Here is a 12,785-nt window from a genome sequence, read left to right on the forward strand (position 1 = left end):
GAATACCGAAAACAGTTGTAACCGGTGGTATTTCAGAGCCATTCATAAAAAAAAAGCCCCCGGGCAGGGGGCAAGTAAAACGATGGCTATATTCTTTTTGTTGGCTTTCCTGGTGCTAGCGTCAAAGCGTTATCGGTAAATATCTGCACTGGCGTGCATGTTGCCGTTGCTGCCGGGCTCACGTATCAGAATAACGTGGTAGTAATTTGCCCCCTGAGCATCGGTTTCTTTATTAAGCGCCTGATCTGCTTCGCTCTCTGTGGCGAAATGGTGATTGATGTAAATAACGCCTAAGCTCTGCACATCATCCATGTTTCTGGCCTGTCGGCTGTCTATCTTGATGGCTGCCATCGCGTTTGCACTGAGCAAAAGCGCAGCCATTACGGCAATTGCGATTTTTTTCATGATATGCGCTCCACGACTGCGTGCTGTGAGACGGTTGTTTGCTCCCCTCCGGTATTTATATGGTCTCTGATTAAAGTGTAATCACTTCTCCGGCGAGGATGCGTGACCATTTCTGATGCAGTTGTTCAAAAAAACAACGCTTCCTGATGTGGTTAATTTTAAATCACCCACTTAGACCAGCTTTGCGGTTTGTGCGAATTATTTGTGCAATCAGCTTGAGTTTCCTGGGGGGCGCAAGTATTATGACGCGTCAATTTTTCAGCCGACCTTTAACACGTTCCTTGCCTCCCCGGGCCTCGGCTGACCCAGACAGGAGGCTGAATAATCCGTAAGGAGCAATTCGATGCGTCATTACGAAATCGTTTTTATGGTCCATCCTGACCAGAGCGAACAGGTTCCGGGTATGATCGAGCGTTACTCTGCTGCCATCACTGGTGCAGAAGGTACGATCCACCGTCTGGAAGACTGGGGCCGCCGTCAGCTGGCTTACCCGATCAACAAACTGCACAAAGCACACTACGTTCTGATGAACGTTGAAGCTCCGCAGGAAGTGATCGATGAGCTGGAAACTACCTTCCGCTTCAACGATGCCGTTATCCGCAGCATGGTTATGCGTACCAAACACGCAGTTACCGAAGCATCTCCGATGGTTAAAGCGAAAGACGAGCGCCGTGAGCGTCGCGATGATTTCGCAAACGAAACCGCAGATGATTCTGATGCTGGGGATTCTGAAGAGTAATTTCTGATGACCAACCGTCTGGCGTTGTCCGGCATCGTATGCAGGGCTCCCCTTCGAAAGGTCAGTCCATCAGGAATTCCGCATTGCCAGTTCGTGCTTGAGCATCGTTCTGTGCAAGAGGAAGCCGGGTTTCACCGGCAGGCGTGGTGCCAAATGCCCGTTATCATTAGCGGACACGAAAACCAGGCCATTACTCACAGTTTAACGGTCGGTAGTGCAGTAATCGTTCAGGGGTTCATCTCTTGCCACAAGGCAAAGAACGGTCTGAGCAAAATGGTTCTGCATGCCGAGCAGATTGATTTGATAGATTCTGGAGACTAGCCATATGGCACGTTATTTCCGTCGTCGCAAGTTCTGCCGTTTCACCGCGGAAGGCGTTCAAGAGATCGACTATAAAGATATCGCAACGCTGAAAAACTACATCACCGAAAGCGGTAAGATTGTCCCAAGCCGTATCACCGGTACTCGTGCAAAATACCAGCGTCAGCTGGCTCGCGCTATCAAACGCGCTCGCTACCTGTCTCTGCTGCCGTACACTGATCGTCATCAGTAATCGGGCACGGTCCATTAATACGACTTTAAGAGGATAAGGTAATGCAAGTTATTCTGCTTGATAAAGTAGCAAACCTGGGCAGCCTGGGTGATCAGGTAAACGTTAAAGCGGGCTACGCTCGTAACTTCCTGGTTCCACAGGGCAAAGCTGTTCCTGCTACCAAGAAAAACGTAGAGTTTTTCGAAGCACGTCGTGCTGAACTGGAAGCCAAACTGGCTGACGTTCTGGCGGCTGCTAACGCTCGCGCTGAAGCAATCAACGCACTGGGCACTGTTACCATCGCTTCCAAAGCTGGCGACGAAGGTAAACTGTTCGGTTCCATCGGTACCCGCGATATCGCTGATGCAGTTTCTGCAGCAGGCGTTAAAGTGGCTAAGAGCGAAGTTCGTCTGCCGAACGGCGTTCTGCGTACCACTGGTGAGCACGAAGTTGACTTCCAGGTTCACAGCGAAGTGTTCGCTAAACTGGTTGTTAACGTTGTAGCTGAGTAATTTTTTACTCTGCTCGCGTCGAAGCGCCGGCCTTGTGCCGGCGTTTTGCTTTTTAAAGCCTGACGAACCTCTCTTTTAGCTTGTATGGTCGCGATTCCTGACGCATTCTCTGATAATAAAATGAAACGCAATTTTATCTTTGAGATTTGCCATGGAAACCGCTCTGTCTACGCCTGTCTTTGCCCGTCGCAATGTGGCCTACGCCTGCGCCACACTCTGCTGTCTGCTCTGGGGTAGCTCTTACCCGGCCATTAAAAGTGGCTATGAACTCTTTCAGATCGCAACCGATGATATCCCGTCAAAAGTCGTCTTTGCCGGATACCGTTTTCTGTTTGCCGGAGCACTGCTGCTGCTGTTTGCGCTGGCACAGCGTAAACCCATCGCCAGGCTCACGCCCACGCAGTTTGGCCAGCTTACGATCCTGGGACTGACGCAGACCACCATTCAGTACACCTTCTTTTATATCGGGCTGGCATACACCACGGGCGTTAATGGCTCGATCATGAACGCCACCGGCACCTTCTTCAGCGTACTGCTGGCGCATTTTATCTACCACAACGACAAGCTCAGCTATAACAAAACGCTGGGCTGTATTCTGGGGTTTGCCGGGGTGATGCTGGTGAATTTCCACAGTGGTATTCGTGATTTCCGCTTTGTCTGGAATGGTGACGGGTTTGTGGTGCTGGCGGCGTTCATCCTCTCCGCCGCCACGCTTTACGGCAAACGGATTTCCCAGACGGTTGATCCCACGGTGATGACCGGCTGGCAGCTGGGCATTGGTGGTCTTGCGCTGGTGGCAGGGGGATATGCAACGGGCGGGACGCTGGAGGTGCATAGCCTTACCGCGGTGACGGTATTAGGGTATCTGACGTTGCTCTCATCCGTCGCCTTCGCCCTGTGGAGCGCGCTACTGAAAGTGAACCGCGTCAGTATGATTGCCCCGTTCAACTTTGTGATTCCCGTCGCCGGGACGGTACTGTCCGCTATTTTCCTTGGCGAAAACATCCTTGAGATTAAATACGCGATTGCGCTGGTGCTGGTCTGCTCGGGGATCTGGTGGGTGAATAAACGGAGTGCCTGAGAACAAAAGTGCCGGGTGGCGGCTTCGCCTTACCCGGCCTACGCCATTACCGTGCTCTGATAAAACTGCCGTCTGGCTGGCGGGTAAACAGCACCTGTTGGCCATTACCCGTATCAATCGTTAGCCCGGTGACCACGCCGCTGGCATTCTGGCGGATCTGCACCATCTGGCCATTCTGCAGGTTACTGAGCGGCTTGCCCGCACCTTCTACCTGGGCCATCGCATAGACATCGGTTGGCGGCAGGTTATGGTCGCGGAACAGCTGAGCAAGCGTTTTGCCCGCCTCCACGCGGTAGGAACGCCATTGCTGCTCAATGCCGGTTGGCTGCTGCGTCTGCGATTCAGACGGGGCTGCGGCCTGCTCCTGCGGCTGTTCTTCCTGAATAGGCTCTGGCTCAACCGGTGCAACCTGTCCCGGATCGTTAGACGGCGTCACAAGCTGTGTCTGCATGGGCTGCGCATCAGGCTGCGGGCGCGTTTGCGACTGAAGATCCAGTTGCGCATTGCGGGTGACCGGTGCGGTGTCGACATTATCGCCGCCAGAAGGGAGCAGGAAACCGACGATCACCAGCAGCGCGCCTATGATAATCCCTCTGCGATGCAGAGGAGGTAGCGGGTCCATAATGCGAAAATTGTCCGGCGCATGCCAGATTTTCGCCAGGGTAGGTTTCAGTTCAAATCGCCCGGGCATGGCTCTCCTCCTGCTCCGCGTCTTTTTTATCCTGTGCTCCGAAGTATAGTTCGCTAACTGCCTGAACGGCGTAGCAAACTCGACATCCGTGACATCCATTCGGGATTAATCCTGGTTACCTCTATTGTTTCTGTTTCGTCGCAGTTTGTCACCTTAACTTCAGACAAAGTTTTACCCATAAGGGCATGGCTGCTATGCTGCCCGCTACTTTAAATGTGATGGAAGGAAAACCCATGACCACCCCGACTTTTGACACTATCGAAGCGCAGGCAAGTTACGGTATCGGCTTGCAGGTAGGACAGCAACTGAGCGAATCCGGCCTGGAAGGTCTGTTACCAGAAGCGCTGGTGGCGGGTATCGCTGACGCGCTGGAAGGCAAACAGCCAGCCGTTCCGGTTGATGTTGTGCACCGTGCGCTGCGTGAAATCCACGAACGTGCGGACGCTGTGCGTCGCGCGCGCTTCGAAGAGATGGCGGCAGAAGGTGTGAAATATCTGGAAGAGAACCGTGAGCGTGAAGGCGTGAACAGCACCGAGTCTGGCCTGCAGTTCCGCGTGATCAACCAGGGCGACGGCGCTATCCCGGCACGCACTGACCACGTTCGCGTGCACTACACCGGTAAACTGATCGACGGTACCGTGTTCGACAGCTCTGTTGCACGCGGCGAACCGGCTGAATTCCCGGTTAACGGCGTTATCGCAGGCTGGATTGAGGCTCTGACCCTGATGCCAGTCGGCTCCAAATGGGAACTGACTATCCCACACAACCTGGCGTACGGTGAGCGTGGCGCTGGCGCGTCCATCCCACCATTCAGCACCCTGGTGTTTGAAGTCGAGCTGCTGGAAATCCTGTAATCGGCTTTTCTTATTTCCTCTCTCCGTCCGGGGAGAGGAAAATAGTGTTAAAACCTATAGTTACGACGGAATCAATATTTTATCTTGCAAACGAAACTGTTGCGTGTATTTTTGTGAGCTGTTTCGCGCTGTATGAGTGATATGACACTCACTTCCAACATATTATTAACATAATATCTAAATCATAGTATTCATCCCGCCGATTCTTACCTAATATCGATAAACCCTTACAAAGGGACCGTCATTTATTTGACGTTTTTAAAGGCCAGAAGAGCCTTAACAACACAGACAGGCATAAACAGGAAAATTACATGGTAGATCAGGTCAAAGTCGCCGCGACAGAAGAGGCGACGTCTGAACAGTCGCTACGGCGCAATCTCACAAACCGTCATATTCAGCTTATCGCCATCGGGGGTGCCATCGGTACCGGGCTGTTTATGGGCTCAGGCAAAACCATCAGTCTTGCCGGGCCGTCGATCATTTTCGTTTATATGATCATCGGTTTTATGCTCTTTTTTGTGATGCGTGCAATGGGTGAATTGCTGCTCTCCAACCTCGAATACAAATCTTTCAGCGATTTTGCTTCCGACCTGCTCGGTCCCTGGGCGGGTTATTTCACCGGCTGGACCTACTGGTTCTGCTGGGTCGTGACCGGCATGGCGGATGTCGTCGCCATTACTGCCTATGCGCAGTTCTGGTTCCCGGGGCTGTCGGACTGGGTCGCCTCGCTGGCGGTGATTGTTCTGCTGCTGAGCCTCAACCTCGCCACCGTTAAGATGTTCGGTGAGATGGAGTTCTGGTTCGCGATGATCAAGATTGTCGCTATTGTGGCGCTGATTGTGGTGGGCCTGGTAATGGTGCTGACGCACTTCCAGTCGCCAACCGGCGTACAGGCTTCGTTTACCCATCTGTGGAATGACGGCGGCTGGTTCCCGAAAGGCATCAGCGGCTTCTTTGCCGGCTTCCAGATCGCGGTGTTTGCCTTTGTGGGGATTGAACTTGTGGGAACCACCGCTGCGGAAACCAAAGACCCGGAAAAATCCCTGCCGCGTGCAATCAACTCCATTCCGGTTCGTATCATCATGTTCTACGTCTTTGCGTTGATCATTATTATGTCCGTGACGCCGTGGAGCTCGGTTGTGCCAAGCAAGAGCCCATTTGTTGAACTGTTCGTGCTGGTGGGACTGCCTGCGGCAGCGAGCCTGATTAACTTCGTGGTGCTGACATCTGCAGCGTCATCGGCGAACAGCGGAGTGTTCTCAACCAGCCGCATGCTGTTTGGCCTGGCGCAGGAAGGCGTTGCGCCGAGCGCGTTCGCGAAGCTCTCTAAGCGTGCTGTTCCGGCGAAAGGGCTGACGTTCTCCTGCATGTGCCTGTTGGGTGGGGTGGTAATGCTCTACGTGAACCCGAGCGTTATCGGTGCGTTCACCATGATCACCACCGTTTCGGCGATCCTGTTTATGTTCGTCTGGACGATCATCCTTTGTTCGTACCTGGTGTATCGTAAACAGCGTCCGCATCTGCATGAGAAATCGATCTATAAGATGCCGCTGGGCAAGCTGATGTGCTGGGTATGCATGGCGTTCTTCGCGTTCGTTCTGGTTCTGCTGACGCTGGAAGATGACACCCGTCAGGCGCTGATCGTCACGCCGCTGTGGTTCATTGCGCTAGGATTGGGCTGGCTGTTCATTGGTAAGAAACGAATGGCAGGCGTAAGGTAAAAGCAAAACGGCAACTTCGGTTGCCGTTTTTAGTTTTTGCACCCTCTCCCCGTGGGAGGGGGCCGGGTGAGGGCATCAGGCTTCAGTGGCCTTTTTTATTCACCCGCTAATGCACGCGGGAACAGAACGTTATTCTCAAGACTGATGTGTTCCATCAGGTCATCGATCATCTCGTTAATGCCGTTGTACATCGCTTTCCATGTGGTGCAGGCTTCTGGCGGCGGCGTGACGTTATTGGTCGTGTGTTTGATGACTTCCAGCAGTTCACCCGCGTCGTCATGTTCGCTTTCCATCACGCTAATTGGCCCCATCGCCTGGCTGCCCATTCCCTGTTTAATCATCGGGAAGAGGATCTGCTCTTCTTTCATCATGTGGCTGGTGAGTTCTTCATGCAGCATGGTCAGGTATTTCGCCAGGCCGCGCGGCACGGAAGGCTTGTCGGCGTGCACACGTTCAACTTTGCTGGCCTGCAGGATCAGCTCCGGCAGTTGTTCGCGGTGGCGATCGTGGTAACGCACGATAATGTGGTCGATGATTTCGGCAAGCGGGGCCGTGCGCCACTCTTTGTCGATGGGTTGCTCTGCCAGCAGGGCCAGCTCCGCTTCAATAACCTCTACATCCAGCTCTTTGCGCGAGGCCGCACGTGCGAGAGTTTGCTTACCGCCGCAGCAGTAATCCATGTCGTATTTACGAAACAGCGCAGAAGCGCGAGGGATGGAGAGCGCCAGCTCGCCGAGTGGTTGGTCGCGGAAGGCCATAGCAGTTACCTCATCATCAAGAATATAAGATGCATATTAAATGCATCTTTAAGGCGACGCTATAACCCTTTAGAGGCAAGGGTGAAAATGAGATATAAGTCACAAAAAATTAGCGTGTTTAACTCACTGAATGAATGCAGAAAATAACTTTAGAAACTTTTTTAACGTGGAGAAACAGTAAACAACCCGCCGCGCCTGCCGATATACCCACGTCAGACAAACCTGCATATTACAAAGGCAACGCATGTTTAAACGTATAAAAGTCATTACCCTTTTGATTTCGGTGCTGCTTGTGCTCGGCATCATGCAACTCGTTTCCGCCGGTATCTTTATCAACGCGCTGAATAACGATAAAGACAATTTCACCGTGTCGCAGCTCTCCAGCAAGAACGTGGCGGAGTTTACCGATGCATGGATCAGCCTGAACCAGGCGCGCGTCACCCTGAACCGCGGCATGCTGCGTCTGCAAAGCAGTATGGCCTCGCAGATTAACGGCGGACAGCTCAATGAGCTGGTAAACACGGCGAAAAACCTGCTGGCCAATGCCCAGTCTCATTACGACAAATACTATGCTTTGCCAAATACCCCAGGGCTGGATCCCAACCTGGCGAATCGCCTGGAAGAGCAGTACCGCAATTACTCCGCGACGCTGACCCAAATGAACGTTTTGCTCTCTCAGGGCAATCTGGAAGAGATGTTCAAGCAGAATGCAGAGCAGAAACAGACCGCGATGCAAAACGTTTACCGGGAATGGCGTGAAGCCCAGGCCGTGCTTACGGATAAAGGTATCAAAGATAACGAAAGTGATTACAAGCGTATCCTGTGGATCCTCTCTGCGGTTATGCTGCTGGTAATTATCGTGATTATCTCCAGCTGGATTGCCATGCGCCGCGTGCTGCTGTTGCCGCTGCAGGATGTGATAAGCCATATCCGCGCCATTGCCGCCGGTGATTTAACCCAGCCGATCCATGCAGAAGGTAAAAACGAGATGGCCGTGCTGGCGCAAAACGTCCAGGAGATGCAAACCGCGCTGGCAAACACCGTGGGCGTGGTTCGTGAAGGTGCGGATACCATTTACACCGGTGCGGGGGAAATCTCTGCGGGCAGTAACGATCTCTCTTCCCGTACCGAGCAGCAGGCTGCCTCGCTGGAAGAGACGGCTGCCAGTATGGAGCAGCTGACGGCAACGGTGAAACAAAACGCCGACAATGCCCGTCAGGCTTCCCGTCTGGCGCTTGATGCCTCTTCAACGGCGAAGAAGGGCGGTAACGTTGTAGAAGGCGTGGTGCGCACCATGGACGAAATCGCCACCAGTTCCAGCAAAATTGCGCAAATTACCAATGTCATTGACGGCATTGCCTTCCAGACGAACATCCTGGCTCTTAACGCGGCAGTTGAAGCGGCGCGTGCAGGTGAGCAGGGGCGTGGCTTTGCGGTGGTAGCCGGAGAAGTGCGTACGCTCGCTCAGCGCAGCGCCCAGGCGGCGAAAGAGATCAAAGCGCTGATTGATGACTCTGGTGAGCGGGTTAACGCAGGCTCGCAGCTGGTGAACGAAGCCGGGGCCACTATGGCGGAAATTGTGAACGCCGTGACTCGCGTCACCGACATTATGGGGGAAATTGCCTCTGCGTCTGATGAACAGAGCCGCGGGATCGACCAGGTGGGCCAGGCGGTGGCAGAGATGGATCGTGTTACCCAACAGAACGCCTCGCTGGTGGAAGAGTCTGCGGCCGCAGCGGCCGCGCTGGAAGACCAGGCGGCACGCCTGAACGACGCGGTGGCAGTGTTTAAAATTGCCCGCAGCCAGGCGGTGAAGGCGGCTCCGGCGAAAACCTATGCGCCAAAAGCGCAGCCCGTCGCTTCTGCATCTGAAGCCAACTGGGAAACGTTTTAAAAGCTTGCCCGGTGGCGGCTACGCCTGACCGGGCCTACGTTTTTGCGGGCCCTGCAAACGCCTCACATCTCCGACGCCGGAACGACCATCGGTTTTTCCGGCTTCGCTCTTACCGCCATCACTACCCCCATCACCAGCAGCACTATTCCACAGGCCGTTAACAGCGGCGGTACGCTCTGGCGCATCAGGAAGGTGTACAGCAACCCGGCCAGCGTTTCGAAGACAATCAGCGGCCCTAAGATCACCGTTGGCAGTTTCTGGCTGGCGATATTCCAGCACAGCGCGCCCACCCAGGAACAGAGCACAGCGATAGCGATCATCAGCCCGACAAAGACCCACGGCCGCGGTCCGAAGGGCAGGGCGAAGTCTGGCTGTTGCTGCGCAGACCATAAGCACGCCCCGGCATAGCCCACCAGCGAGACCGGCAGCGTCACCAGCGCCTGTGCCGTTGCCCACATCATCGGATGTTTATCCGGGTTCTCCCGCAACCATCGCGCATTACGCAGGGCATACCAGGCCCAGCAGGCGACGGAAATAAACGCTAAACCGATCCCCGAACCGTAACGCCAGACGCTGAAATCAGCGAGCCCGTGGCGAAGCTCGGCAATATTCACACAGACCAGCCCGACGCCCGTGCAGATCAGCGCGGGTACCATTTTTGACCATGCCAGTTTGCCATCGCGCTGGCTGTACAGCAGGTTCGCAAAGACGGGGATAACGACAGGCAGCGTGCCGATAATCATGGTCGATACCGGCGCGCCGGTACGCTGAATGGCGCTCGCCAGGCAGACGTAATAGATAAGGTTGCCCATCATGGTCAGCGCCAGCGCGGTCATCCAGTCCTGGCGGTTGAGCTGACGTAAACGCGTACGACCGAGCCAGGCCAGCGGCAGGGCAATCAGCCCCAGCGCCAGATAGCGTCCGGTTGACTGCAGGGCCGCCGGATACTCGGGCACAATTAGAGGGCCGACAAAAATCAGCCCCCACATCAGCCCTGCCAGCAGGGCATACAACACGCCACTAATCATTATTCCATCCACATCAATTGACTTTGTACTCAGTGTAGAAGGGGGGATTGCGCGCGTATTGTATGAGATTGCGCATCAGCGCCCGATAACTTGTTTCTGGTAGCGGACGGGCGTAATGCCGTAGCGGTGAGTAAACGCGCGGGTTAAATGCGACTGGTCGGTCAGTCCGGTCGCGGCGGCCACTTCGGCGGCGGGCATGCCGTGCGTAAGGAAGCCTTTGGCGCGCCACAGGCGAATAGCCATCAGCATCTGGTGCGGCGTGACGTGGAAATGGGCTTTAAACTGGCGCTGAAAATGGTAAGGGCTGAGAGAAACCACGTTGGCCAACTCGTCCAGCGTCACGGCGTGCATGTAGTTGTCGTGCAGATACTCGCGTACCCGTTCGAACCGGTGCGCGCCTTCCTTAATTATTGGAGCGTGATGGGCCAACGGCTGGAAGGTCTCAATCAGATCCAGCAGCAGTCCTTTTTGCGCAAGCGGGTCCTGGGTATGCCACAGGCCGTAGATCAGCTGGCCGATTTGCTGCGAACGCAGCGGGTCGTGGCGGGTCACGTCGCTAAACCACCAGTGGCGCAGGCCAGTCACCTCTTCCAGTAAAGCGGGTTCGATGTAAACCATCCGGTAGCGCCAGCCGCCCTCGGTGGCCGATTCACCGGTGTGGATCTCGTCCGGGTTCATGGTGACAACGGATTTTTCAGCGGCCAGGTGCTGGGTACCGCGATAGCGAAAGCGCTCGGCACCGGTTTCGATGGTGCCGATGCCGAAGGCTTCATGCGTGTGAGGCTCAAAGGCGTAGTCAGCGATATGCGCGTGATAAAGTTCCAGACCCGGCAACTGCGCCAGATGGCGAAAGCGCGCGCTGTCTCTCTCATCGCTAAATTGTTCCGGTACGCCTTGCACGGTGAGCCTCCTCGTGGGTCATCGCTTCATTATCAGAGATGACCCGATGGGATGCCACAAAAAATAACCAATCCGTAACAATTACAGGATGGCCTTGACGCTCTCCGCCAGAGAGGTCGTTGCTCGCCCAATCAGTTTGCTCAGCGTATGGCTATCGTCAAAGAGCCCGCCTTTAGATGCGCCCACATCAGAATCCGCCAGCATATCCGCCAACCCGGCAGGCAGGCCGACACTCTTCAGCGCAGCGGCGAAATCCGCTTCGCTCATGTTCTGATAAACCACCGGTTTACCGCTCTGCTTGCTCAGTTCAGCCGCCAGTTCGCTCAGCGTCCACGCGCTGTCGCCTGCCAGTTCATAGACCTTGCCAGCGTGGCCCTCTTCCGAAACCACTTTTGCCGCCGCCGCCGCGTAATCCGCACGGGTGGCTGAGGCGATTTTGCCTTCACCTGCGGCACCGATAAACACGCCGTGTTCCAGCGCAGGCGGCGCGCTCGCCAGATAGTTTTCGGTATACCAGCCGTTGCGCAGCAGGGCATAAGGAATGCCGGATGTTGCCAGCGCTTTTTCCGTAGCAACGTGCTCAACGTGCAGGCCCAGCGGTGAGTTATCCGCATGCAGCAGGCTGGTGTAGGCGATAAGTGTCACGCCAGCCGCTTTGGCAGCGTTGATGACGTTCTGGTGCTGCGTGGCGCGCTGACCCACTTCGCTGGATGAGATCAGCAGCAGTTTCTTCACACCCTTCAGCGCCGTGGTCAACGCGGCCTGGTCGGTGTAATCGCCCTGACGAACCACAATACCCTGCTGGCTCAGGGCTTCCGCTTTCGCCGGGTTACGCACAATGGCGACAATCTGGTTTGCCGGGACGGTTTTTAACAGCTGTTCGATAACGAGGCGGCCAAGCTGGCCGGTAGCGCCGGTAATCGCGATCATGATCAATCTCCTTCGTGTTTGTCTGGTGTTGTGGCACACTAGCACCATAACTAACTTTTAGTAAGTACGTACAAAAAGGTAAGTATTAAATGACGATACCGACACTCAGCGAACAAATGCGCGATGGTAACCTCTTCGCGGAGCAGTGCCCGTCCAGAGAGGTGCTCAAACATGTCACCAGCCGCTGGGGGGTTCTGATCCTGGTGGCGCTACGTGAGGGAACGCACCGCTTCAGCGATCTGCGCCGTAAAATGGGCGGCGTGAGCGAGAAGATGCTGGCCCAGTCGCTGCAGGCACTGGAGCATGACGGTTTTGTCGATCGCGTTTCGTATCCTGTTGTACCGCCGCACGTTGAGTATAGCCTGACGCCGCTTGGCGTAGAGGTGAGCGAGAAAGTGGCCGCGCTGGCGGACTGGATAGAGGTGAATACGCCAAAAGTAATGGCGAACCGGGATGAGCGGGCAGCGTAAAACCCGGGAATGTGCGGTCTGATGCCCTCATCCTAACCCTCTCCCACAGGGCTGAGGGTTCCCCAGAAAAATGAAAAGCACGATGAAGTGTGATCTACTGGTTGCGCTAACAAATCAGAAGAGACCTCATCGTGCCTTTACAAACAGTCTGCCAGAAATTTTTCTCCGCGTCTTTACCGGACGTTCACAGCTTCCGGATTAATGTCCTTGTTTCCATGGCCGTTGCCCTCACGCACGGTGCGGATCTGACCCTGACCAGCCTTGGTCGCA

15 protein-coding genes are annotated in these 12,785 nt (G+C 55.0%); 9 read left to right on the forward strand and 6 right to left on the reverse strand.

Annotated elements, in window-relative coordinates:
- Positions 1-129 precede the first annotated feature (129 nt).
- Positions 130-405, reverse strand: coding sequence for a DUF1471 family protein YjfY (yjfY, locus tag PUZ33_RS17420; RefSeq protein ID WP_058680765.1), 276 nt, complete (start codon positions 403-405; stop codon positions 130-132).
- 343 nt (positions 406-748) lie between these two features.
- Here yjfY and rpsF point away from each other — a divergent pair, with 343 nt between their 5' ends.
- The 5 genes from rpsF (at position 749) to PUZ33_RS17445 (ending at position 3,269) form a co-directional block, all read left to right on the forward strand.
- Positions 749-1,144, forward strand: a complete 396-nt coding sequence (rpsF, locus tag PUZ33_RS17425; protein WP_003856034.1) for a 30S ribosomal protein S6 — start codon at positions 749-751, stop codon at positions 1,142-1,144.
- 6 nt (positions 1,145-1,150) lie between these two features.
- On the forward strand, positions 1,151-1,465 hold the full coding sequence (gene priB / locus PUZ33_RS17430) for a primosomal replication protein N (protein ID WP_008502895.1): 315 nt from the start codon (positions 1,151-1,153) through the stop codon (positions 1,463-1,465).
- 4 nt (positions 1,466-1,469) lie between these two features.
- Positions 1,470-1,697 carry a 30S ribosomal protein S18 gene (gene rpsR, locus PUZ33_RS17435; protein WP_000135199.1) on the forward strand — a complete coding sequence of 76 codons (228 nt, stop codon included), beginning with the start codon at positions 1,470-1,472 and terminating at the stop codon, positions 1,695-1,697.
- Between the two features lie 41 nt (positions 1,698-1,738).
- Entirely contained in the window at positions 1,739-2,188 is a 450-nt protein-coding gene (gene rplI / locus PUZ33_RS17440) for a 50S ribosomal protein L9 (RefSeq protein ID WP_008502894.1), read from the forward strand.
- Between the two features lie 151 nt (positions 2,189-2,339).
- A complete protein-coding gene (locus PUZ33_RS17445; RefSeq protein ID WP_058680766.1) occupies positions 2,340-3,269 on the forward strand; it encodes a DMT family transporter in 930 nt (309 codons plus the stop codon).
- A gap of 46 nt (positions 3,270-3,315) precedes the next feature.
- On the opposite strand, the gene PUZ33_RS17450 is transcribed toward PUZ33_RS17445, so the two are convergent.
- Complete coding sequence (locus tag PUZ33_RS17450) at positions 3,316-3,960, reverse strand: OapA family protein (protein WP_058680767.1); 645 nt, start codon at positions 3,958-3,960, stop codon at positions 3,316-3,318.
- A gap of 233 nt (positions 3,961-4,193) precedes the next feature.
- On the opposite strand from PUZ33_RS17450, the gene fklB reads away from it, so the two are divergent.
- Positions 4,194-4,814, forward strand: a complete 621-nt coding sequence (gene fklB, locus PUZ33_RS17455; protein ID WP_008502892.1) for an FKBP-type peptidyl-prolyl cis-trans isomerase — start codon at positions 4,194-4,196, stop codon at positions 4,812-4,814.
- A gap of 311 nt (positions 4,815-5,125) precedes the next feature.
- The gene (cycA, locus tag PUZ33_RS17460; protein WP_013095311.1) at positions 5,126-6,535 is read left to right on the forward strand and encodes a D-serine/D-alanine/glycine transporter; all 1,410 of its coding nucleotides are present in this window, start codon (positions 5,126-5,128) and stop codon (positions 6,533-6,535) included.
- A gap of 95 nt (positions 6,536-6,630) precedes the next feature.
- On the opposite strand, the gene ytfE is transcribed toward cycA, so the two are convergent.
- Positions 6,631-7,293 carry an iron-sulfur cluster repair protein YtfE gene (ytfE, locus tag PUZ33_RS17465; protein ID WP_023619711.1) on the reverse strand — a complete coding sequence of 221 codons (663 nt, stop codon included), beginning with the start codon at positions 7,291-7,293 and terminating at the stop codon, positions 6,631-6,633.
- 244 nt (positions 7,294-7,537) lie between these two features.
- Here ytfE and PUZ33_RS17470 point away from each other — a divergent pair, with 244 nt between their 5' ends.
- The gene (locus PUZ33_RS17470; RefSeq protein ID WP_013095313.1) at positions 7,538-9,187 is read left to right on the forward strand and encodes a methyl-accepting chemotaxis protein; all 1,650 of its coding nucleotides are present in this window, start codon (positions 7,538-7,540) and stop codon (positions 9,185-9,187) included.
- 62 nt (positions 9,188-9,249) lie between these two features.
- Here the strand turns inward: PUZ33_RS17470 and PUZ33_RS17475 are convergent, their stop codons facing one another.
- From PUZ33_RS17475 to PUZ33_RS17485, 3 genes are all read right to left on the reverse strand, one after another.
- A complete protein-coding gene (locus PUZ33_RS17475; protein ID WP_023619710.1) occupies positions 9,250-10,215 on the reverse strand; it encodes a DMT family transporter in 966 nt (321 codons plus the stop codon).
- Between the two features lie 75 nt (positions 10,216-10,290).
- A complete protein-coding gene (locus PUZ33_RS17480; protein WP_047023497.1) occupies positions 10,291-11,115 on the reverse strand; it encodes an AraC family transcriptional regulator in 825 nt (274 codons plus the stop codon).
- Positions 11,116-11,196: 81 nt separating this feature from the next.
- The gene (locus PUZ33_RS17485; protein ID WP_058680768.1) at positions 11,197-12,045 is read right to left on the reverse strand and encodes an SDR family oxidoreductase; all 849 of its coding nucleotides are present in this window, start codon (positions 12,043-12,045) and stop codon (positions 11,197-11,199) included.
- Between the two features lie 89 nt (positions 12,046-12,134).
- On the opposite strand from PUZ33_RS17485, the gene PUZ33_RS17490 reads away from it, so the two are divergent.
- A complete protein-coding gene (locus tag PUZ33_RS17490) occupies positions 12,135-12,515 on the forward strand; it encodes a winged helix-turn-helix transcriptional regulator (RefSeq protein WP_028027891.1) in 381 nt (126 codons plus the stop codon).
- Positions 12,516-12,785: the final 270 nt, after the last annotated feature.

This window comes from Enterobacter cloacae complex sp. 2022EL-00981 (assembly GCF_028737495.1).
Lineage (GTDB): Bacteria > Pseudomonadota > Gammaproteobacteria > Enterobacterales > Enterobacteriaceae > Enterobacter > Enterobacter cloacae.

Excerpts from the sequence above, each read along its gene's own strand:
- rpsF (WP_003856034.1), top strand. The coding sequence starts at position 749 with ATGCGTCATTACGAAATCGTTTTTATGGTCCATCCTGACCAGAGCGAA.
- PUZ33_RS17470 (WP_013095313.1), top strand. The coding sequence starts at position 7,538 with ATGTTTAAACGTATAAAAGTCATTACCCTTTTGATTTCGGTGCTGCTT.
- fklB (WP_008502892.1), top strand. The coding sequence starts at position 4,194 with ATGACCACCCCGACTTTTGACACTATCGAAGCGCAGGCAAGTTACGGT.
- rplI (WP_008502894.1), top strand. The coding sequence starts at position 1,739 with ATGCAAGTTATTCTGCTTGATAAAGTAGCAAACCTGGGCAGCCTGGGT.
- PUZ33_RS17475 (WP_023619710.1), bottom strand. The coding sequence starts at position 10,215 with ATGATTAGTGGCGTGTTGTATGCCCTGCTGGCAGGGCTGATGTGGGGG.
- priB (WP_008502895.1), top strand. The coding sequence starts at position 1,151 with ATGACCAACCGTCTGGCGTTGTCCGGCATCGTATGCAGGGCTCCCCTT.
- PUZ33_RS17450 (WP_058680767.1), bottom strand. The coding sequence starts at position 3,960 with ATGCCCGGGCGATTTGAACTGAAACCTACCCTGGCGAAAATCTGGCAT.
- PUZ33_RS17490 (WP_028027891.1), top strand. The coding sequence starts at position 12,135 with ATGACGATACCGACACTCAGCGAACAAATGCGCGATGGTAACCTCTTC.
- ytfE (WP_023619711.1), bottom strand. The coding sequence starts at position 7,293 with ATGGCCTTCCGCGACCAACCACTCGGCGAGCTGGCGCTCTCCATCCCT.
- PUZ33_RS17445 (WP_058680766.1), top strand. The coding sequence starts at position 2,340 with ATGGAAACCGCTCTGTCTACGCCTGTCTTTGCCCGTCGCAATGTGGCC.
- yjfY (WP_058680765.1), bottom strand. The coding sequence starts at position 405 with ATGAAAAAAATCGCAATTGCCGTAATGGCTGCGCTTTTGCTCAGTGCA.
- cycA (WP_013095311.1), top strand. The coding sequence starts at position 5,126 with ATGGTAGATCAGGTCAAAGTCGCCGCGACAGAAGAGGCGACGTCTGAA.
- rpsR (WP_000135199.1), top strand. The coding sequence starts at position 1,470 with ATGGCACGTTATTTCCGTCGTCGCAAGTTCTGCCGTTTCACCGCGGAA.
- PUZ33_RS17485 (WP_058680768.1), bottom strand. The coding sequence starts at position 12,045 with ATGATCGCGATTACCGGCGCTACCGGCCAGCTTGGCCGCCTCGTTATC.